Source organism: Marinobacter sp. BW6, from assembly GCF_008107725.1.
Taxonomy (GTDB): domain Bacteria; phylum Pseudomonadota; class Gammaproteobacteria; order Pseudomonadales; family Oleiphilaceae; genus Marinobacter.
The window spans coordinates 1713255-1732802 of sequence record NZ_VIRN01000064.1 but is presented as its reverse complement, the minus strand read 5'-3'; the positions used below and the strand labels follow the sequence as shown (position 1 = coordinate 1732802).

Annotated in this window: 19 protein-coding genes; 8 read left to right on the top strand and 11 right to left on the bottom strand. The window is 60.0% G+C overall.

Translation table 11 applies throughout. From position 1 onward, the window contains the following. Positions 1–137: 137 nt before the first annotated feature. Genes FMN52_RS16630 through FMN52_RS16605 form a run of 6 tightly spaced genes read left to right on the top strand, consistent with a single transcriptional unit; the run spans position 138 to position 7099 of the window. Positions 138–1100 carry a MoxR family ATPase gene (locus FMN52_RS16630; protein ID WP_014577587.1) on the top strand — a complete coding sequence of 321 codons (963 nt, stop codon included), beginning with the start codon at positions 138–140 and terminating at the stop codon, positions 1098–1100. Positions 1101–1137: 37 nt separating this feature from the next. Next, positions 1138–2079, top strand: a complete 942-nt coding sequence (locus FMN52_RS16625) for a DUF58 domain-containing protein (RefSeq protein ID WP_148609665.1) — start codon at positions 1138–1140, stop codon at positions 2077–2079. Then, entirely contained in the window at positions 2076–2546 is a 471-nt protein-coding gene (locus FMN52_RS16620) for a DUF4381 domain-containing protein (RefSeq protein WP_148609664.1), read from the top strand. The genes FMN52_RS16625 and FMN52_RS16620 overlap by 4 nt, the downstream gene beginning before the upstream one ends. Next, positions 2540–3571, top strand: a complete 1032-nt coding sequence (locus tag FMN52_RS16615; protein ID WP_148609663.1) for a VWA domain-containing protein — start codon at positions 2540–2542, stop codon at positions 3569–3571. Before FMN52_RS16620 ends, FMN52_RS16615 begins: the two co-directional genes overlap by 7 nt. After that, positions 3561–5375 carry a VWA domain-containing protein gene (locus FMN52_RS16610; protein ID WP_148609662.1) on the top strand — a complete coding sequence of 605 codons (1815 nt, stop codon included), beginning with the start codon at positions 3561–3563 and terminating at the stop codon, positions 5373–5375. Before FMN52_RS16615 ends, FMN52_RS16610 begins: the two co-directional genes overlap by 11 nt. After that, the gene (locus FMN52_RS16605; RefSeq protein WP_148609661.1) at positions 5369–7099 is read left to right on the top strand and encodes a BatD family protein; all 1731 of its coding nucleotides are present in this window, start codon (positions 5369–5371) and stop codon (positions 7097–7099) included. The genes FMN52_RS16610 and FMN52_RS16605 overlap by 7 nt, the downstream gene beginning before the upstream one ends. A 3-nt stretch (positions 7100–7102) precedes the next feature. Here the strand turns inward: FMN52_RS16605 and ccmI are convergent, their stop codons facing one another. The 9 genes from ccmI to ccmA form a co-directional block, all read right to left on the bottom strand. Continuing rightward, a complete protein-coding gene (ccmI, locus tag FMN52_RS16600; RefSeq protein WP_148609660.1) occupies positions 7103–8371 on the bottom strand; it encodes a c-type cytochrome biogenesis protein CcmI in 1269 nt (422 codons plus the stop codon). Between the two features lie 68 nt (positions 8372–8439). Next, positions 8440–8913 carry a cytochrome c-type biogenesis protein gene (locus FMN52_RS16595; RefSeq protein ID WP_148609659.1) on the bottom strand — a complete coding sequence of 158 codons (474 nt, stop codon included), beginning with the start codon at positions 8911–8913 and terminating at the stop codon, positions 8440–8442. Then, positions 8913–9449 (bottom strand): DsbE family thiol:disulfide interchange protein, encoded by a 537-nt coding sequence (locus tag FMN52_RS16590; RefSeq protein WP_148609658.1) that lies wholly within the window; start codon positions 9447–9449, stop codon positions 8913–8915. Before FMN52_RS16590 ends, FMN52_RS16595 begins: the two co-directional genes overlap by 1 nt. Further along, the gene (locus FMN52_RS16585; RefSeq protein WP_148609657.1) at positions 9446–11452 is read right to left on the bottom strand and encodes a heme lyase CcmF/NrfE family subunit; all 2007 of its coding nucleotides are present in this window, start codon (positions 11450–11452) and stop codon (positions 9446–9448) included. Before FMN52_RS16585 ends, FMN52_RS16590 begins: the two co-directional genes overlap by 4 nt. Positions 11453–11488: 36 nt before the next feature. After that, positions 11489–11959 carry a cytochrome c maturation protein CcmE gene (gene ccmE / locus FMN52_RS16580; RefSeq protein WP_148609656.1) on the bottom strand — a complete coding sequence of 157 codons (471 nt, stop codon included), beginning with the start codon at positions 11957–11959 and terminating at the stop codon, positions 11489–11491. Positions 11960–11973: 14 nt separating this feature from the next. After that, complete coding sequence (ccmD, locus tag FMN52_RS16575; protein WP_148609655.1) at positions 11974–12213, bottom strand: heme exporter protein CcmD; 240 nt, start codon at positions 12211–12213, stop codon at positions 11974–11976. Between the two features lie 3 nt (positions 12214–12216). Then, complete coding sequence (locus FMN52_RS16570; protein WP_148609654.1) at positions 12217–12960, bottom strand: heme ABC transporter permease; 744 nt, start codon at positions 12958–12960, stop codon at positions 12217–12219. A gap of 31 nt (positions 12961–12991) precedes the next feature. Then, on the bottom strand, positions 12992–13717 hold the full coding sequence (gene ccmB / locus FMN52_RS16565; RefSeq protein ID WP_148609653.1) for a heme exporter protein CcmB: 726 nt from the start codon (positions 13715–13717) through the stop codon (positions 12992–12994). Continuing rightward, a complete protein-coding gene (gene ccmA, locus FMN52_RS16560) occupies positions 13707–14345 on the bottom strand; it encodes a cytochrome c biogenesis heme-transporting ATPase CcmA (protein WP_148609652.1) in 639 nt (212 codons plus the stop codon). Before ccmA ends, ccmB begins: the two co-directional genes overlap by 11 nt. Before the next feature lie 255 nt (positions 14346–14600). On the opposite strand from ccmA, the gene FMN52_RS16555 reads away from it, so the two are divergent. Next, positions 14601–15860 carry a flagellar hook-length control protein FliK gene (locus tag FMN52_RS16555; RefSeq protein ID WP_240339504.1) on the top strand — a complete coding sequence of 420 codons (1260 nt, stop codon included), beginning with the start codon at positions 14601–14603 and terminating at the stop codon, positions 15858–15860. Next, positions 15857–16171, top strand: coding sequence for an EscU/YscU/HrcU family type III secretion system export apparatus switch protein (locus FMN52_RS16550; protein ID WP_148609651.1), 315 nt, complete (start codon positions 15857–15859; stop codon positions 16169–16171). Before FMN52_RS16555 ends, FMN52_RS16550 begins: the two co-directional genes overlap by 4 nt. On the opposite strand, the gene FMN52_RS16545 is transcribed toward FMN52_RS16550, so the two are convergent. Then, positions 16157–17260 (bottom strand): AAA family ATPase, encoded by a 1104-nt coding sequence (locus FMN52_RS16545; RefSeq protein ID WP_148609650.1) that lies wholly within the window; start codon positions 17258–17260, stop codon positions 16157–16159. The two genes, FMN52_RS16550 and FMN52_RS16545, sit on opposite strands and share 15 nt — an antisense overlap. Continuing rightward, positions 17257–19539, bottom strand: coding sequence for an ATPase, T2SS/T4P/T4SS family (locus FMN52_RS16540; protein ID WP_148609649.1), 2283 nt, complete (start codon positions 19537–19539; stop codon positions 17257–17259). Before FMN52_RS16540 ends, FMN52_RS16545 begins: the two co-directional genes overlap by 4 nt. Positions 19540–19548 lie beyond the last annotated feature (9 nt).

The window sequence follows — 19548 nt, the reverse complement described above, 5'->3', positions numbered from 1 at the left end:
ACGTAATAGGCGTATCGTCACATAAGCATAGTCAAACCCTTGATTTTTGCCGGCCAGACGCCAAAACTTCGGCAACTACCTACGCACGATACGGGTTTCTCCGGGGAATCCCCAGATACAGAGAGCAGTCATTTCCAATGTCGTTACAGCATACGTTCGGAGAGTTACGGGAACAGTTAGCCAAACGGATAATCGGTCAGGAAAAACTGGTGGATCGATTGCTGATCGCGCTGCTTGCAGACGGCCACCTACTTGTAGAAGGCGCGCCGGGACTGGCCAAAACCACCGCCATCAAGGCACTGGCCGACCATCTTGAAGGCGATTTCCACAGAATCCAGTTTACCCCGGACCTGCTGCCTTCAGACGTCACCGGCAGTGAAATCTACCGGCCGGAAACCGGGCAGTTCGAATTTCAGCGCGGCCCAATTTTCCATAACCTGGTGCTGGCGGACGAAATCAACCGGGCACCTGCCAAGGTGCAGTCTGCGCTTCTGGAAGCGATGGGTGAACGACAGATCAGCGTGGGTATGCGCACCTTCCCATTGGACCGGTTGTTCCTGGTGATGGCCACCCAGAACCCCATCGAGCAGGAAGGTACCTACCCGCTGCCCGAAGCCCAGCTGGACCGCTTCCTGATGCATGTGGTTATCCACTACCCGTCGGCGGAAGCGGAGAAGGCCATTCTGCAACTGGCCCGGAACGATTATCGTCACGGCCTTCCGAAAACGGACCTTCGCCTGACGCCAGACCAGGTGTTTGATGCCCGCGCGGAAGTCGCGAACATCTACATGGCGGAACCCGTCGAGCAATATTTGTTGGCCCTGGTGCTGGCAACCCGCGACCCGGCGGCACTGGATCCGGAACTGGCCCGCTGGACAGCCTTCGGCGCCAGCCCCCGTGGCACCATCGCCCTGGACCGCTGTGCCCGGGCGCTGGCCTGGCTAGATGGCAGGGATTACGTAACGCCTGACGATGTCCGAGCCATGGCCTTCGACGTGCTGCGACACCGCATCCTCCTCACGTTCGAAGCAGAGGCCGAAGGCATGACCGCTGACACGGTTATCGAACGGCTGATCGAACGTGTTCCGGTGAGCGCCTGAAGCCATCGACGGAAGCAATACACGGGAGCCGTCAGGCATGGGCAACACCGAAGCAATAACGCACATCGGCCTACCGGATCTGATCCGCCTGCAGGCAGACGCCCGGGCACTGAAACTGCCCTCTGCCCGCCCCGTGCGAACGCGCCAGGCCGGCTTGCAGCGCTCGCCGCAACGAGGCCGGGGCATGGCGTTTGCCGAAGTACGGCTGTACCAGCCCGGGGACGACATCCGCAGCATCGACTGGCGGGTAACGGCGCGGCGTCAGGAGCCCCACACCAAGCTCTATGAGGAGGAGCGGGAACGGCCCGTGCTTCTTCTTTGCGACCTCGGCCCCAGCCTGTTTTTTGCCAGTACCGGCGCCTTTAAACAGGTTCGTTGCGCACAGATTGCCTCCATTCTTGCCTGGCTGGCACTCTGGTCAGGTGATCAGGTGGGCGGCATTGTCTTCAACGGCGAGACCCTGAGTGTTCTTCGCCCGGCGCGGCGGAAGAAATCGGTGCTGCGGTTGCTGGACACTCTCGATGAACAGCAAAGAAGGGATAATCGCGGGCCAGGACAAAACGAGCCCTCCAGTCAGAGCCGGCTGGACATGGCACTCACCGAGGCTCGCCGGGTGGCCCATACCGGCAGCCGGATTTTCGTGATCAGCGATTTCCTGGATATCTCGCCGGAGACAGGCACCCTGCTCGGCGCGCTCGCCCGCCATAACGGCGTCAGCGCCCTGAGGATCGTGGACCCATTGGAAAAAGAGCTGCCCAAAAGCGGACGCTTTGCGGTGGCCGGCCCGGACGGACCGGTGTGGTTCGATGCCGGAAACCCCCGGTTCCAGAGGGCCTGGCACGAGAAAGTCACCAACCATGAACACCGGCTCGCGGAGTGTTTCCGTACCTCCGGCGTTACCATGGCAGAAGTGTCCACGGCGAACGACCCCGCAGCGACCCTCAAATTGCTGCTGGGGCCTGGAGGCCGGATCGGATGAACCCGCAGGATCCACTCAGCAAGCTACGGGACATTCACCTGCCTGAAACGGGGGGCCTCTGGCCTCCGGCACCGGGCTGGTGGGTTCTGGCCATCCTGCTCATTGCTGTGCTTGCCGTTCTGGTCTGGCTGTTTCTCCGGCGGAGACAAAGAAACCGGTGGTTCCGCTCCGCGCGGGCCGAACTCGCCAGACTGGAACGATCAGCATCCACTACCCCCGCGTGGTTCGCACAACTGAACACCCTGCTGAAGCAGGCCGCCCGGGAGCGATACCCGGACCAGCACCCGGAAGCACTTACCGGCGATGCCTGGGTGGAATTCCTGTTAAAGACTGTCCCGAAGGACCGGGTTGCCTCCAGACCGGTTGCCGAAGCGCTGGTTCACAGTGCCTGGCGACCTCAGGTTTCAACCGAGCCGGCCGACGCCCTGGCGTTCGCCCGACTATGGCTGGGAGGTCAGAAATGCTGAATCTTGCCTGGCCCTGGGTACTGGTTCTGGTGCTGTTACCGCTGATCCTGAAGTGGCGCAAGCCCAGAGCGCAATCGGTCGACGCGCCGGTGCTACCGGTCGGCCACTGGCTGTCGGATCTGCCCGGCGTCAGTCGTCGCGGCAATGCCGTACCGCTCTGGCAGCAACTGTTGCTGTTTCTGATGTGGGCGCTTCTGGTGACTGCACTGGCACGGCCGCAACATGTCGGAGAACAGGTTCAGATGCCGGTTTCCGGCCGCGATCTGATGCTGGTTGTCGACATTTCCCCCAGCATGGATGAACAGGATATGGTCCTTCAGGGGCGGAGCATTAACCGCCTTCAGGCGGTCAAGCGGGTACTTGACGACTTCATCTCCCGCCGCCAGGGTGACCGGCTCGGTCTGATCCTGTTCGGCACTGAGCCTTACGTCCAGGCTCCCCTCACCTTCGACCTTCAAACCGTCAAAACCCTGATGCGCGAAGCTGGTCTGGGAATGGCCGGGCGCGCCACGGCCATCGGCGACGCGGTTGGTCTGGCCACCAAACGGCTGAGAAACAGGCCGCAGGACCAGCGCGTTGTGATCCTGCTCACCGATGGTGCCAATACCGCCGGCGAAATCACCCCCGACAAGGCCACCGAAATCGCCGCGGCTGCGAGCATTCGGCTTTACACCATCGGCATTGGCGCCGAGTCCATGGTGCAGCGCGGCCTGCTGGGTTCGCGTCGGGTCAACCCCTCCAGGGATCTGGACGAAAACCTGCTGACCCGGATGGCCCAGCAAACCGGCGGGGAGTATTTCCGTGCGCGCAGCCTGCCGGAGCTGGAACTCATTTACGAGAGCATCGATCAACTCGAACCCATCGAGCTGGAGGGCAAGTTCTATCGGCCAGTGACCGAACTCTACGTCTGGCCCGCTGGCCTGGCAGTCCTCCTGTGGCTGGTACTGTTCCTGATTCATCACGGCCGGGCGCTTGTTGCTGACTCCCACCGGAGCAGGAAGGAGGAGGAAGCGAATGTGGGCTGACTTTCATTTCCTGCGCCCGTTCTGGCTCTTGCTGATATTGCTTTTACCAATCCTGTATCTGGCATTCCGGCAGATGCACTTGGGCGACAGCGGCTGGTCCCGACTTATTCCGGCGCGCTTGCTATCGCCGCTGATTCGTCATGACGGCAGCTCGGGTAAAGCGACAAAGTCGCCTCTGGCCCCGGCCGCTGCGGCCCTCATCATTCTGTCACTGGCTCTGGCCGGGCCCGCCTGGCGGGAGGCACCCACACCACTGAAACAACCGGGCGACAGCCTTGTGATTGCACTGGACCTCTCCCTGTCCATGTTGGCCACGGACGTGGAGCCCGATCGCCTGACCCGGGCCAAACGGAAGATCCGGGATATTCTTGAACTCCGCGAAGGCAGCCTGACCGGCCTGCTCGTGTTTTCCGGAGACGCCCACGTGGTGACACCGCTGACCGATGATGGCCGCACCATTGAGGGGATGCTCAATGTGCTGGACCCGGTCATCATGCCGGCCACAGGCAACCGCGCGGATCTCGCGGTTGCCCGGGCAAAGGAGTTGCTTTTGCAGGGCGCCCCGGGGGAGGGCCGCATCCTGTTGATCACTGACGACATCAACGACGGCTACAGCGGCACCATAGGAGACACGCTTTCCGACACCGGGTACGCACTCAACACCCTTGTTGTCGGCACCGAGGAAGGTGGCCCCATTCCCCTGGCCCGTCGTGGGTTTATCCGGGAAAACGGTGACATTGTTATCAGTCGTGCCGATCCGGAAGCCCTGGCGAAACTCGCTCGCAACAACGGCGGCCTAAACCATGAGCTGACCCTGGACGATACCGACATTCAATCCCTGAACCTGAGCCCCAGGGACAGTGACGACTGGCAGGAATCAGAAGACGGCTTGACGGTCAGCCGCTGGCAGGATGACGGCTACTGGCTGCTCTGGCTCGCCCTTCCCCTGGTTTTGATGGGCTGGCGCCGCGGCGCCTTCAGTGCCCTTGCCCTGATCCTGTTACCGGTCTGGCCGCAGCCGGCCGCCGCCATAAGCTGGGATGAGCTCTGGCAACGGGAGGACCAGAGAGCCCCTGAACTGATTGAGAAAAACCCGGAAACAGCCGCCCGCCAGCTGGACGACCCTGAATGGCGTGGTTCCGCATTGTATCGTTCTGGCAAGTTCGATAGCGCCGCCCAGTCGTTTGCCCGCACAAAGGGCCCACGTGCCAGCTATAACCGGGGTAACGCGCTGGCCCGTGCCGGTAAACTGGAGGAGGCTCTGGCCGCCTACGACACAGCCCTGGAAAAGGCGCCCGACATGGACGATGCCCGACACAACCGGAAGATTGTCGAGGAACTTCTGAGCCAGCAGAACCAGGGCCAGGATGGTAGCCAGAACAACAGCCAACAGGGTAGCCAGGATTCCCAGAACAACGAGGGCAATCAGCAACAGAACCGTCAGAATCAGGACGGGAACAGTGAGAATGAGAATTCCGGCAGCTCGGGTAATAATCAGCAGCAAAACCCCGGAAACAGCCAGTCCTCGCCCGGCAACCAGGATCAGCCAAACAATCCGGCCGATGAGCAGAACCGGCAGGAGCCCGGCGAGGAAGGCAATCCCGAGCAGGCATCCGGCGAGAGGGACTCACAGTCAGGCCAGGCGCAGGCGCCCGCCCCTATTGCTGAGACGCCGCTGACCCAGAGCCAGGAACAATGGCTCAGACGAGTCCCGGACAACCCGGGCGGCTTACTGCAGCGCAAATTCCTGCAGCAGTATCAACAACGCCAGACTCCATCCGATGAGGGCGATACACCATGGTAAAACGGCTGATTACACCCGCCGTCTGTCTGTTTCTCCTGACTGCGCTCTGGCTGCCGGTCCAGGCCCAGACACAGTCACAGCAACTGACGGTCGAACCGGACCGGACCCGCCTCTACGAGGGTGAGGTCCTGACACTGACCGTGAAGGGCAGCATGGAGATCGATATCAACCTCGGCAATCTGTTTGACTTCGACATGTCCAGCCTGCCCAAGCCGGATATCGAGAAGGTGGAACCGGAATTCGAAATCCTGGCCCAGAACCAGCAATACAGTATTCGTACCGTGAACAGTCAGATGGTGGGAGAGATTACCTGGACCTACCAGCTTGCACCGAAAACCGCCGGCGAGCTGACAATCCCCGCGCTCACCTTCAAGGAGGCAGTCTCGGAGCCGGTAACGGTGGAAGTAGTGGACGGATCACCACCGGATCAGGCCGCTCCCGGGCGGGACAGCTTTATCGAGCTGTCTGCCGACAAAGACGAAGTGTACGTGCAGGAGCAGCTGATTCTGACGGTTCGGCTCTTCTTTCGGGGCAACCTTATTCGTGGAGAGCTGTCTGAGCCGACCCATCCCCATGTCATTATCGAATCGCTGGGCAGGCAGCAGGAGTTCTCGCGCTATCGCGACGGTGTCCGATACCGTGTTGTGGAACGCCGGTATGCGCTATTCCCCCAACAGCCCGGGCCCCTCAAGCTTCCTCCGGTCCAGTTCGAGGGCCAGGCCAGAGATGCGTCCGGTAGTCTCCGTTTTCTGAGGGACAGCGAGGAGCTTTTTGTCGTGCCGGTCAAGGATGTACCTGCGCAGTTCAATGGTGAAACGTGGCTACCGGCAACCGGTGTAGCGCTTGAGGAATCCGGGTTTCCACCGTCGCTGGAAGTCGTCACCGGTGAAGACATTACCCGCGAAATCCAGATGACGGCAGCGGGCCTGCCCGCGGAGGCCCTGCCGCCCTTGCCCGATGCTGTACCCGACGGGTTAAGAGGTTATCCCGAAGAGGCGGAGCGCCAGACCGAGACTACTCCGGCCGGCCTCACATCCTCACTGACGCAGTCAGTGGCTCTGGTGCCTGTTGAGGCCGGCCAGATGACGTTACCAGCCATACGCGTTCACTGGTGGGACACCGAAGCAGACCGGGAACGCGTGGCCGTGATCCCGGAGAAAACCCTGACCGTGAAAGATCCGAATGCCGTTGCCACCGCTGCGCCCCCGCAAAACGACCAAGGCGATTCAGGTCGGGAACCGGACGCCGCCAACACTGAACCATCGGCTGACCCGGTCTCCGACGAAGCCGGAGTCTGGCAATGGCTCAGCCTGGCCCTGGGGATTCTCTGGGCCGGGACGTTACTGGCATGGTGGTGGTCTGGCAAAGGCCGAAAAGTCACGGCGACTCCGGCTGACAACCGGGATGAAGCTGCCGCCTTCGACCGTCTGGTCAAGGCCGCGAGGGACGGCGCAGCAGGGACTCCAGAGCTTTTGGTGGAATGGGCAAATCTGCACTCGCCCGGCCACAGTTTCCGTTCGGCGGCCGACGTTGTTGATTATTTTTGCGACCAAACACTGGCCGCGGAACTCCGAAAGCTCCAGGCCCGGCTTTTCGCGCCCGGGCAAGAGAACGACGCCTGGGATGGTCGCCCATTGGCTCGCGCTCTTGAACAGATCCGGAAGTATCGGCAGGCCAGAACCGGCGCCGATCTGCCTCCGCTCTATCCAAGAGGCCTGTCCTGAGGGTTAATCAATCAGCTGCTGATCAATCACAACCGCTATCGGCGCATCCTGGCTTTCATTCACAGCGATGGGAGCATCGGTGCTGCCCTGCCAGTCACCCGCCTGGGCGTTTACGGTGCCGGAGCGACTGAGACGGGCCGTTACGACAACCTCGCCAACACTGGAAATGGTGGCCTGGGGTGACATCGCATACCGGTCGTCCAGCCGGATTTCGACCGGCAGTTGCTCTGCGGTCAGCCGTGCAACCGCCAGAGGCGGACCCTGCCGAACATTAGCCTGACGTGCAAAGAGGAACAGTGTGGTATCTGCCGGCACCTGATCCTGAAGGTCCTCAGCAAGCGTCACCCGAACCGTAACCCCGGCACCGGATGCTTCAGGTTCGGCCACCTGCGCCGGTGGCTCCTCACCCAAACGGGTATAGGCTTCACGAATTCCTTCCCGGATCGAGGCGATCTGGGGGTGGTCTGGTGCAACGGTTTCTATCCGCTCCCAGTACTGGATCGCTTCCCGATAGTTCTGCTGGCTGAAGGCATTGATGCCCAGCAAGCCCAGGGCATTGACTTCATCGGGGTTCAACTCACGAGCCCGTTCAATGGCTGCAGTGACCTCTTCCGTCATGGCGCCCTGGCTACCGAAGAACAGCGCCTGGGCAGAAAGGCCATAAGCGACAGCTTCGGCACGGTCATCGTCACTGACGTTATTGGCCAGCTGCCTGAACGCCCAGGCCGCATCGTCATAGCGCTCCAGCCGCATGTAGGTGCGTCCCAGCATCGCCCAGCCATCCGGGTTATCAGGGCTGGCTTCCAGCCGCTCCCGGAGTTGACCCGAAAGCTCAATCATCTGGGCCTGTCTCGATCCCTCAGTGGCGCCCATTTCCTGCATAGTAATGAACTGTTCAACACGGTCCATCGCCCCCCAACGCTCATACAAGTACACGGTGGCCGCCGGAATCAGAAGAATCGACACCAGCGCCACTGCCATGGCACTCCTGCGGCCACTGATCAGAGGCCTCACCTGTTCCTGCTCCGGTACGTCGTCGAGCATGCTTCCGGCGAGTTCTTCCTTGAGTTGGCGGTAATTCTCATCGTCCAGAATCCCGGCCTCATATTCCCCATCAAGCTCCTTCATCCGGGAGCGATAGGCCATCAGATTCTGGTTTTTCAGGTCTGTCTGCTTTCTCGCACCAAGCCGATGAAAAAAGACCGGGTACAGCACAAACAAAAGGGCAAGAATGATCAGTACCGTTGCGGCAATCCAGAAAGTGTCAGTCATGGAGTTTCAGTCACAGGTTCAGAATTAAGAATGAGGTTGCGAACAGGACATTCCGGGCAAAGCCAGCTTCAGGACGACCTGTCCTGGTCTGTCAGCATTTTGTCCACCCGGGCTTTTTCCTCGGCACTCAACGCCGGGCTTTCCGGCCCCGCCCGACGGGAGCGGATAACCACACCGGCAACCACCAGAAACCCGCCGAAGACCGCAATGGCCGGCGTCGCCCAGAGCAGAAAAGTCCGGCTGTCCAACTCGGGCTTGTAGCGAACAAACTCCCCGAACCTTCCAACCAGGGACTCAATGATCTCCTCGTTACTGGCGCCGTCTTTCATCATCCGGTAAACCACGTCTCGCATATCCTTGGAGATAGGGGCGTTGGAATCGGCAATGTTCTGATTTTGGCATTTCGGGCAACGCAGTTCCGCGATCAGATCCTGGTAGCGCTGCTCCTGGGCCCGATCCGAAAAGTCGTATACGTCAGCGACATCGGCCGCAGCGACCCCGTATAGCAAAAGAGCCAACACCAAATAAACGATCCGGACCATCAGCCATTCCCCTGAACGTCATTGATCACAGGCAGCAACGTCTGTTCCCAGACTGTCTCATTGACCACACCCACATGGCGATAGCGGACCACCCCTCCGGCATCGATCACGAAGGTTTCTGGCGCGCCGTAAACCCCCAGATCAAATCCGAGTGTGCCCCTGGGATCATAGATGGTTGTCCGGTAGGGATCACCCAAACGGTCAAGCCAAACCAGTGCATCCTCGCGGTTGTCCTTGTAGTTGAGACCAATAATGTTGACACCCTTCTCCTCGGCCAGCCACATCAGGTCGTCGTGCTCATCCTTGCAGGCAGGACACCAGGTTCCCCAGACATTAAGCAGGGTAACCTGGCCAAGAAACAGGCTCTGATCCAGCATGGCATCCGGGTTGTGCAGATCTCTCAGGCTGAACTCAGGAACCGGTTTGCCGACCAGGGCCGATTCAAGTTTGGTCGGATCCTTGCCAATGCCCGCGAACAGAACAATGCCGACAACAAGGGCAATCAGCAGCGGCAGAAAGAGCAGAAACCGCTTCATGACGCCGCTCCGGCGGATTTCGCAGAGCCGGGTTCAGGTACGGCAGTACCAGCTTCTACTTTCTTGTCAGCCCCCTCCCGGATTCGATAACGGCGATCAGAGATAGCCAGGAAGCCGCCGGCCGCCATAAACAGGGAACCCAGCCAGAGCCAGCGAACCAGCGGTTTGTATTGCAGCCGGATGGCCCAGGCCTCGTCGGTTATGCGCTCACCAATGGCCACGAAGATATCCCGGAACAGGCCGGCGTCGATATCGGCCTCGGTCATAACACTCATACCGACCGAGTACTGGCGTTTCTCTGGGTGGAGCACGGAAACCCGCTCGCCTTCCAGCATGACATCGAAGGTGCCATATTGAGCCGTAAAGTTAGCGCCCTGGCGCGCCCCGATATCCCTGAACACAAACTGATAATCGCCGACGGTCGCGACATCGCCGGGTACCATGCGGACATCACGCTCGATGCCATAATTGGAAACCACCGTAGCCCCCGCCATGGTAATAGCCAGGCCCAGATGCCCGAGCACCATGCCGTAATAGCTGCGGGATTGCCTCTTGAGACCGTGCAGGCGGCCTTTTCGTGAAGAGGACTTGTCCCAGAGATCCCAGAAAGTCGCAACCGTTACCCACATGGCGGAGAAAATACCGAGGAACGCCCAGGGCTTGAAGCCCCCGTAACCGATCAGAACCGCCGTGGAAGCCACAATGCTGATTGCCAGGGGCCACAGAAGCTTTCGCGCCAGCCAGCCACCATCGGTTTTCTTCCATCGGGAGAAGATGCCAGCCCCCATCAACAGGCCGGTCGCCACCGCCAGGGGGCTGAACGTCAGGTTGAAGAACGGTTCACCGATCGACAGCTTGCCCAGTTCCAGATAATCGAGAACCAGCGGATAGAGCGTGCCGACTGCCACCAGAAGCGTAGCGGATACCAGCAGCACGTTGTTGAGCAACAGGAACACTTCCCGAGACAAAGAGCCATAACGGGAGCGGACATGCACCACCGGTGCCCGGAACGCATACAGCGCCAGACTTGCTATTACGGTCACTGCCAGCAGGGCGAGCAGGAAGGTACCCCGCTCCGGATCCGAAGCGAAGGCGTGAACCGATGTCAGCACGCCAGACCGGACCAGGAAGGTGCCGAGCAGGCTGAGTGCAAAGGTGACAATGGCCAGCAGCACCGTCCAGCTCTTGAACACGCCTCGTTTCTCGGTAACCGCCAGCGAGTGCATCAGGGCGGTACCGGAAAGCCAGGGCAACAGGGAAGCATTCTCCACCGGGTCCCAGAACCACCAGCCACCCCAGCCAAGTTCGTAGTAGGCCCACCAACTGCCAAGAGCGATACCCAGGGAGAGAAATGCCCAGGCAACCGTCGTCCAGGGCCGGGACCAACGGGCCCAGGCAGCATCCAGACGGCCATTGATCAGGGCGGCAATGGCAAAGGCAAAGGCCACGGCAAAACCAACATAGCCCATGTAGAGCATCGGCGGATGCACGATCAGTCCGAAATCCTGGAGCAAGGGGTTCAGATCCGCGCCATCAGCGGGCACATTGGGCAGCAGACGATCGAAAGGATTGGAGGTAATAACAATAAACAGCAGGAAGCCGACGCAGACCATGCCCAGCACCGACAGCACCTGGGAGATCATCACCGCCGGCAGGCGACGGCTGAAGATAGCGACCGCCAATGTCCAGCCCGCCAGCATCAGTATCCAGAGTAGCAACGAGCCCTCATGACCGCCCCATACAGCGCTGAACTTGTAATACCAGGGCAACAGGCTGTTACTGTTATTGGCCACATAGGCCACCGAAAAGTCGTCAGTCACAAAGGCATGGGTCAGAACGGCAAAGGCAAGCCCTACGAACACAAACATGCCGGACGCAAGTGGCCTGGCGAACGCTTGAAGATTGTCCCTACCGGTCAAAGAACCGGCCAGGGGGACTACGGAAAGTAGCACTGCCAACAACAGCGCGAGAATCAGTGCAAGCTGTCCAAGTTCGGGATACATCAAAGGCCTCCAGAAACCAGGTGTTAGATAAAACGGTTAGTAGGACACGGTTTCCGCACTGCCACTGGCTTTCTGCTGGCCCTTCGAGGCCTTCTCCAGTGCATCCGCGACTTCCGGCGGCATATAGTTTTCATCGTGCTTGGCGAGAACCTGGTCGGCCACAAAGCGGCCGTTTCCATCCAGTCGGCCCATGGCAACCACACCCTGCCCCTCGGCAAACAGATCCGGAAGGATACCGGTGTACTGAACCGGCACAGACGCGTTGAAGTCGGTCACCTTGAACTCAACCATCAGGCTGTCCGGATCACGCACAACCGAGCCCTCCTCGACCATGCCACCGGCCCGGATTCTAACATCCACCGGTGCTTCACCGGCGGAAATCTGGGTGGGGTCGTAGAACAGGTTGATGTTCTGCCGCAGCGCATAAGTGGTCAGACCCACAGCAATGCCCAGTCCCACCAACAGGAACAGGACAATTGTCAGCCGTTTTTTTCGGATTGGATGCATCAGATATCTGCCTTTCAGTCTTGGGAAACCTTGACGCGGGTGAAGGATGCTGCCGAAGCTGATGCAGCCTGCGGGCCCTGCCGATCTGCCTGGACTTCATAACCGCGACGGCAGGCCTCAATGGCGGCTTTGCGACGGCGCAGGGACCAGACCATGAGGCCGATCATCAGCAGGAAAAATGCAGCGTAACAAGACCAGACATACGGTCCGTGACCTTCCATCACAATAAATGCCGAAAAGGAATCGAATGCCATACTTCAGCCCCTCCCGGCCAACACATAATCTTTAACCCAGCGCGTTCGCTGCTCGCGCAAAAGAATCTCGGTCTGCATTCGCAAACAGGCCAGCCAGCCAAACAGCAGATACATCCCAAGCACAGAAAGGAGCAACGGCACCCACATTTCCGCCGGCATGGACGGCTTTTCAGTCAGTTTGAACGTCGACGGCTGGTGTAACGTATTCCACCATTCAACGGAGTACTGGATAATCGGTATATTCACCACCCCGACCAGAACAAGTACGGATACGGCCCGTGCAGCAGATTTTTCATCATTGATGGCCCTGTCCAGGGCAATCACGCCGCCGTACAGGAACAGCAGGATCAGCATCGAGGTCAGCCGGGCGTCCCATACCCACCAGGTTCCCCAGGTGGGCTTACCCCAGACAGCGCCGGTAAACAGTGACAGAAAGGTCAGAACCAGACCCACAGGCGCGACCGACTTTACAAACACATCAGCCAGCTTCATGCGCCAGACCAGGGTCACAACGGCTGCCACAGCCATCATTACGTAAACAGACTGGGCTAGAAAGGCCGTGGGCACGTGAATAAAAATAATCCGGTAGCTATTGCCCTGCAGATAATCCTTGGGCGCAAAGGCCAGCCCCCAGACAATGCCCGCCATCAACAGCAGGATGCCACCTGCCAATAGCCAGGGCATCAGCCGGGCTGCAATCCCGAAGAACCATTTGGGAGAACCCAGCTTGTGAAAAAATTGCCACATCAGATGGTTACCGTCCTACCGTTACCTTGTTTTACCCGTTAGACAGGCTGATACGCAACGCCGCTGCCGATGCAAAGGGTGCCAGGGTCAGTGCCAGCACCAGAAACGCGCCCATCAGGGCCAGATAGGCCCCTACGGGGGCGCCCTCCGCGGCCGAAGCCACCGTACCTGTTCCGAAAATCAGGACGGGAATGTACAGCGGAATGATCAACAGGGACAAGAGTACCCCCGCCGACCGTAATCCAAGCGTCAGTGCCGCGCCGATTGACCCGATCAGACTCAGCACCGGTGTACCGATCAGCAGCGTTAGACACAAAACTCCGATGGAGTTCCCGTCGAGATGAACCATAACGCCCAAAACCGGCGTTAGTACCACAAGCGGTAAGCCTGTTAACACCCAGTGCGCCGCGGTTTTTGCCAATACCAGCAGAAACAGGGGCTGGGGCTGAAGCACAAGTTGCTCGAGCGTGCCGTCATCAAAATCGTGGCGAAACAAATGGTCCAGCGACAACAACACCGAAAGCAGCGCCGCTACCCACAGGATACCGGCTCCGGCCTCCCGCAGAAATGACACTTCCGGACTAACCCCCAGAGGGAAAAGGGTTACCACCATAACGAAGAACAACAGCGGATTGAGCAGATCCTGCCGCTGCCGGAAGGCCACCTGCATATCCCGGGCAAACACAGCCTGCATCGCCGCCAGCGAACCGACGGTATCCTGCCGCAAAGTCAGTGCCGGCCGGCAATCAGCATTCATTGGTTGCCCCTCCACCCAGAACAATACGCTGCATACCGGGTAAAGTCAGATCGTGGTGGGTGGTCACTACCACCGCACCCCCCTCGGCGGCCCGCTGTTGAAGGAGGTCCTCAATGGCGCTGACCCCGCCAGAATCAATGGCGGTGAAGACCTCATCCAGCAGCCAGAGCGGCTCATCGGCGATCAACAGGCGCGCCAGGGCCACCCGCCGTTGCTGCCCTGCCGAAAGATTCCGGCAGGGCACATCCTGAAACCCTTTCAGCCCGGTACCATCGAGCGCCTGGCGCAGAACCGGATCCGGCAGCGGTCGCCGCCCTGCCGTCAGTGCCCGGAGATTTTCCATGGGTGTCAGCAATGGTTTTATGCCCGGCCGGTGGCCAAGATACAGGGTATTGCGGAGGAATTCTTCGCGCTGGCCGGATCTCGGCTTGCCGCACCAGAGCAGACTGCCGGACCAGGCGTCATTCAGTCCTGCCAGCATCCGCAGCAGAGTAGTCTTGCCGGAGCCGTTCGGCCCCTCGACACGGGTCACCGTACCGGGCAGTATGGAGAACGACAGGCCACGGAACAGTATCCGTTCATCCCGTTCGCACTGCAGATCGACAGCCTGTAATAACGGCTCAGACATCAGGGCCCCGTAACCAGGACGATGCGCGTGAAGACGGCATCGGGTGCATTCGTGACAGCGGCGGCCATGAATATTGTTCGCGCATGACCTGCCGGCGCGGCGTATTATAACGAAAGTGCCGGCGGATTACTCTTGTCCAACATCAAATCAGTGACGATGAAACTACCCAACGGACAACAGCCCCCGACACCTCCAGCTCAGCCTGCAACGCACACTTCCCGGCCTGCAGTCACAACCGAAGCGGCCCGCGAGCCCGTGGCTGCATCAGCACGGCAGCTACTCGATCAGCTGCAGCTGACAAACCGGGAAACCACCCTGGCCCGGGTGGCAGAAATCATCAACCGTCAGGGCGGCAACGGTGCAGATCTGTTACTGGACATTCGGGGCAAGTCTCTTCTCGTTCAGGCCGCCGTCGGCAAGACCGAACTGGCGACCGGTGATTGGGTAAAAGTAATGCGGGCTGGCAATGAGCTGCAGCTGATGGGCAAACTGGCTCCCGCGCCCGAAGCCGGTATCGCCCGGGCCCTCGCCCAGCGGCTGCCCTGGCAGCAAACCCTGGACTCTGGTCTGGCCAGACTGATGGGCACCCTGACACAGGGCCTCCGCCAAGACCCGCTACCGGGCCAACTGCCCTCATCGCGAGCCCCCCAACCTCTTCCGGAAGCCGCCAGGCAGGCTATTGAACAAATGGTGGCGAGGCTGCCTTCGGGGAACAGCCTGACCCCCGGCTCTGGCAGCCAGGACACGACATCACAACAGGTACGCCAATGGCTTTCGGAAAGTGGCCTGTTCGCCGAATCACGCCTGGCTCAGACACCCTCTGCCCAGTTACCCGATCTCAAGCTGGCGCTTGCCAGGGTAATCACCGCATTGCTTGCCCAACAGGGCAGTACACCGGAGCACTTCAACCGGCTGACACCTATCTCGACGCCAGAGCTCATGCAGGCGCCACTTCAGTTTCCGCAACCACTGGCCACACCCCAGCCCCCCGGCAGTGGCGAAGCGCCCAGCGTGGGGCAGATGCTCCGTCTGCTGGCCGGAATGCTCAACCGGATCACCGTCAACCAATTGCACAGCCAGGTACTGACCGCCCGAGGCGGTGGCGATGCAGCAGGGCCAGCACCCACGTCCACCCTCGTGCTCGATCTGCCATGGCTGACACCCCAGAATGAGCCGAGACTGGCTCAGGTCCGGATCGAACAATACCCGGACAAGGGGGAGTCAGAAACCAAATCAACGAAAACCGCCACAGCCGAATGGCGGCTTTCATTGACCATGGATCTGGATGAAGCAGGCCCCCTGCACTTTGATGTTGCCCTCCGCCAGCAGGCGGTAAGCGCCCGGGTCTGGGCGGAGAAACAGACGACCCTGCGCCAGGTAAACCAGGAGCTTCCCGCACTGAGACAGAGCCTGACCGAGCTGGGTCTGGAAGTGACAGACCTGGACTGCCGCCGAGGAACGCCCCAAAGCAGCGTTACCCGACTCGAACACAGACTGGTGGATACCCGGGCATGACATCAGAAAAAGAACACCAAAGCAGAGCCGCCGTGGCGCTTAAATATGATGGCGAGAAAGCGCCCACCATTAGCGCCACTGGCACCCACGAGCTGGCGGAGGAGATCATCCGCATAGCTCGGGAGCACGATGTTCCACTGTACGAAAATGCAGAGCTGGCCAGCATTCTGGCCCGCCTGTCATTGAACGAAGAGATTCCCGAATCGCTGTACCGGGTGATTGCGGAGATCCTGGCTTTTGCCTTCCATATTCGTGGGCTAACCCCAGATGATCGCAAACCCGGCGCGCCGGATGATTCAGTGAATCAGTGAGCGGAGCGCCCAGGCCTGCTGCCAGTTGTCGCCACGCCTTGGCGCCACAGTGGTTTCAAAGTAATGGCGCAACCGTCGCCGGTCCTCCGGCTGGTCCTTCAGGGCTGACCCGATGATGTGGTGCATCAGCTGTTCAACCGTGATACTGCCACCGCCGTAATACCAGGCGTTGAGGCTGGCCGCATGAGCGACCGAAACCGCTTCCGCAGTCGACAGCGCGGAGCCCGCCAAACGGTCGGTACTTCGGCCGTCCAGGGTCTGGCCATTGCGCAGCTCATGGAACATGGTGACCAGGATCTCGACGACCGATTCTTCAAGCTCCACTTCAATGCCGGCCCGGCTGTTGGCCCTGCCTACCTCCCGGAGCACAACACCCATCTCGTCTGCCAGATCACGGATCGGTCGTATCTCCTCGAAGTCCATGCGCCGTTTCAGGGCAGCGCTCATCCGGTGAACACCCTCATCGATACTGTTGGACGTGGCGATGACATTAAAGCCTTCCCGTGCGAGCACCACACCGTCCTCGCCCGCCAGTTCGGGGATCACCACCACCCTGTCGGACAGCACAGAGAGCAGCGCATCCTGCAGCGACTGGGGACAGCGGGCGATCTCTTCAAACCGGACCATTCGCCCCTCCATCATGCCCCGGAGCAAGGGGCTGGGTACCAATGCTTTCAGGCAGGGGCCCTCGGTATGCAGAACCGCTTCGTTCCAGCTGTACAAGAGCTGCCCTACGGCACTCACCGCCCCGCCCTGGAGCGTCAGCGTAGAGCTGCCGGATATGGCCGCAGCCAGCAATTCCGACAACCAGGATTTGGCCGTGCCCGGCTCGCCGACCAGAAGGCAACCGCGGCTGGTGCACAGGGAAATGATGATCCGAACCACCATGGCCCGGTCAGCAACGAATTTCCGTTCGATGCCGAGCTTCTCATCCCCCATCACAAACTTTTCCACCGCCCGGGGCGACATATGCCAACCGGGTGGCACCGGACCATGATCCAGACCTCTGAGCTTATCCAGCTCAGCCGCATAGACCACTTCCACCGGTTCCCGCTGAGCGGCTTTCGACGTCAATTTTGTGTTGCTCATTCCTGACTCCTGCGGCCACCACGAACTTCCGGTGCCATCCGCTCTCTCGGGAGAATCCGTGGCAGTTCGGAAAGCGGAATAATGCCTTCAATCACATGATCCAGAGCGCTGTCCCGCATGGTCACCAGGCCCGCATCAAGGGCGCGCCAACGCAATTCTCCGATCGGCGGTTGGCTGGAAATGGCGTTCCGGATGTCCGAATCGACTTCCATGTACTCGACAATCGCCACTCGGCCCTGGGTGCCACGGCCGTTGCATTTGTCGCAGCCGGCGCCTTCAAAGCAGCGGAAATCGGCCGGGGGACCATCCGGGAACACCTCGGATAAAATCACTGGATCCGGCTTCACCGGCTTTCGACAATGCTTGCAGATACGCTTTGCAAGACGCTGGGCAATAACGGCCAGCAGCTCACCGGCGATGGAATTCGGATGGATCCCCAAGTCGTAAAGACGCTGCAGAGAATCCACCGCATCGTTGCAGTGCAGGGTCGACAAAACTACGTGCCCGGTCTGGGAGGCCCGGATCGCTTCCAGCGCGGTTTCCTGGTCACGAATCTCACCCACGAGGATCACGTCCGGATCTTCCCGGACAAACGATCTCATGGCATCGGCGAAACCAAAGCCAATTTCCGACCGCACCCGGGTCTGCTGGATATTATCGATGGAGTACTCGATGGGGTCTTCCACGGTAATCACTTTCCGACGCCCATCATCGGCAAGAGTCTGCAGCCCGGCATACAAGGTGGTGGACTTGCCGGACCCGGTCGGCCCCACTACCAGCACCAGCCCGGCCGGGTTATCCAGCAGTCGCTGATAGCGGGCTCCGATCATGGATGACATGCCCAGTTCGGCAATGGTCATCGCGCGACCGGTCTGGGGCAACAGCCGGATAATGGCATGCTCGCCATGCAGCGAGGGTTGGGTCTGGATACGCAGGTCATAGGCCATATCGCCAAGCTGCAGCCTGGATCGCCCGCCCTGGGGCAATCGATGCTCGGCGATGTTCAGTTCTGCCCGCAGCTTGATGACATTGAGCACCCCCTTGATCTCCCGGGGCGACAACTGATACTGCGGAAGATCATGGAGATCTCCATCTACCCGCAGGCGAATCCGAATCCGGTCACCGTACTGTTCGATATGAATGTCGCTGGCCTTTTCACTCACAGCATCCAGCAGGATGGCTTCGTAGACGGACACCAGATAGGGACTGACATGCTTGTTTTTCGGATCCTTACCGAGCAGTTGATCCGCGCTGCCAGCCGAATCCGCCTGCTTACCCGGGCCAGGTTCGTAATCCGCTGCAAAGCGGCGTCCTTTGGCGGTCAGATCCAGCGCTGACCAGAGACGGCGAAAGTCAGTCGGTGTCACCAGCAGGCAATCAATGACCTGGTTGGGACTCAGCCGCTCCAGCTGATCCGTGCGCGCATCTGGATCATCGGTCACAACAGTGATCCGGCCATCTTCCTCAGCAATTGGAATCAGTCGCGAAAGATCCAGAAACGTCCGGGAGAATCGCCGGAACAGCGCGGGATGGAGATCCGGCAGAAGCTCGTCTGCGTCTGTGAAGGTCATGCCCCGCTGCCGGGCGAGAGAGCGATAAAGATCCATCTCTTCCAGATTCAGCTTGCGCCGGAGCACATCAAGCAATCGGCAATTCTGTTTTGCCGCCTCCGCCTTTGACTCGGCCAGGATCTTGTCATCCACAACGCCCTGATCGATAAGGATCTGCTCCACATTGCGGTTAAAGTCGACCCAGCCGAGAGTTCGCACCCGCTCCAGCCCCTTGTCGCGACGCACAAACATGGCGAGGCTTGGCACCGGTCCCGCGCGCCCCTCAAGGCAAACCAGATGGCCACCTTTGCGCAATAGATGAACCAGGCTGCCGGGCTCTTTGATAAACGATGTACAAAGGACAAAGTCGCATGACCGGTCAGGCGCCTGGGCGTCCTCGGCGTTGGCGACCACCACATCGACATTGTGCATACCGAGACGGAAAAACCGCTCTCTGGCCACTTCGGCGACAACCGCATTTCTCTCAACGTATATCACCCGATGGGCCAGCCCTGAGAGCACAGCGGCAAAATATCCGGAGCCACCGCCCACGTGCATTACCACGTGATCCGGTTCAATCTCCGGAAGCAGGGAGAGAATATGACTGACGGTTTCTTCGCGGGGAATGGAGTGGCCGGTTATCGAGGGAACCAGATCAGAACCGGAAACAAAATCATGGCGGGATACAGATCGGAGGGCCTCAAGGGCCCTCGGATAAACTCTCTTCATTAAACAGCG

Bases quoted from the DNA above. Each gene is read 5' to 3' on its own strand.
- FMN52_RS16630 (WP_014577587.1), top strand. From the start codon at position 138: ATGTCGTTACAGCATACGTTCGGAGAGTTACGGGAACAGTTAGCCAAA.
- FMN52_RS16625 (WP_148609665.1), top strand. From the start codon at position 1,138: ATGGGCAACACCGAAGCAATAACGCACATCGGCCTACCGGATCTGATC.
- FMN52_RS16620 (WP_148609664.1), top strand. From the start codon at position 2,076: ATGAACCCGCAGGATCCACTCAGCAAGCTACGGGACATTCACCTGCCT.
- FMN52_RS16615 (WP_148609663.1), top strand. From the start codon at position 2,540: ATGCTGAATCTTGCCTGGCCCTGGGTACTGGTTCTGGTGCTGTTACCG.
- FMN52_RS16610 (WP_148609662.1), top strand. From the start codon at position 3,561: ATGTGGGCTGACTTTCATTTCCTGCGCCCGTTCTGGCTCTTGCTGATA.
- FMN52_RS16605 (WP_148609661.1), top strand. From the start codon at position 5,369: ATGGTAAAACGGCTGATTACACCCGCCGTCTGTCTGTTTCTCCTGACT.
- ccmI (WP_148609660.1), bottom strand. From the start codon at position 8,371: ATGACTGACACTTTCTGGATTGCCGCAACGGTACTGATCATTCTTGCC.
- FMN52_RS16595 (WP_148609659.1), bottom strand. From the start codon at position 8,913: ATGGTCCGGATCGTTTATTTGGTGTTGGCTCTTTTGCTATACGGGGTC.
- FMN52_RS16590 (WP_148609658.1), bottom strand. From the start codon at position 9,449: ATGAAGCGGTTTCTGCTCTTTCTGCCGCTGCTGATTGCCCTTGTTGTC.
- FMN52_RS16585 (WP_148609657.1), bottom strand. From the start codon at position 11,452: ATGTATCCCGAACTTGGACAGCTTGCACTGATTCTCGCGCTGTTGTTG.
- ccmE (WP_148609656.1), bottom strand. From the start codon at position 11,959: ATGCATCCAATCCGAAAAAAACGGCTGACAATTGTCCTGTTCCTGTTG.
- ccmD (WP_148609655.1), bottom strand. From the start codon at position 12,213: ATGGCATTCGATTCCTTTTCGGCATTTATTGTGATGGAAGGTCACGGA.
- FMN52_RS16570 (WP_148609654.1), bottom strand. From the start codon at position 12,960: ATGTGGCAATTTTTTCACAAGCTGGGTTCTCCCAAATGGTTCTTCGGG.
- ccmB (WP_148609653.1), bottom strand. From the start codon at position 13,717: ATGAATGCTGATTGCCGGCCGGCACTGACTTTGCGGCAGGATACCGTC.
- ccmA (WP_148609652.1), bottom strand. From the start codon at position 14,345: ATGTCTGAGCCGTTATTACAGGCTGTCGATCTGCAGTGCGAACGGGAT.
- FMN52_RS16550 (WP_148609651.1), top strand. From the start codon at position 15,857: ATGACATCAGAAAAAGAACACCAAAGCAGAGCCGCCGTGGCGCTTAAA.
- FMN52_RS16545 (WP_148609650.1), bottom strand. From the start codon at position 17,260: ATGAGCAACACAAAATTGACGTCGAAAGCCGCTCAGCGGGAACCGGTG.
- FMN52_RS16540 (WP_148609649.1), bottom strand. From the start codon at position 19,539: ATGAAGAGAGTTTATCCGAGGGCCCTTGAGGCCCTCCGATCTGTATCC.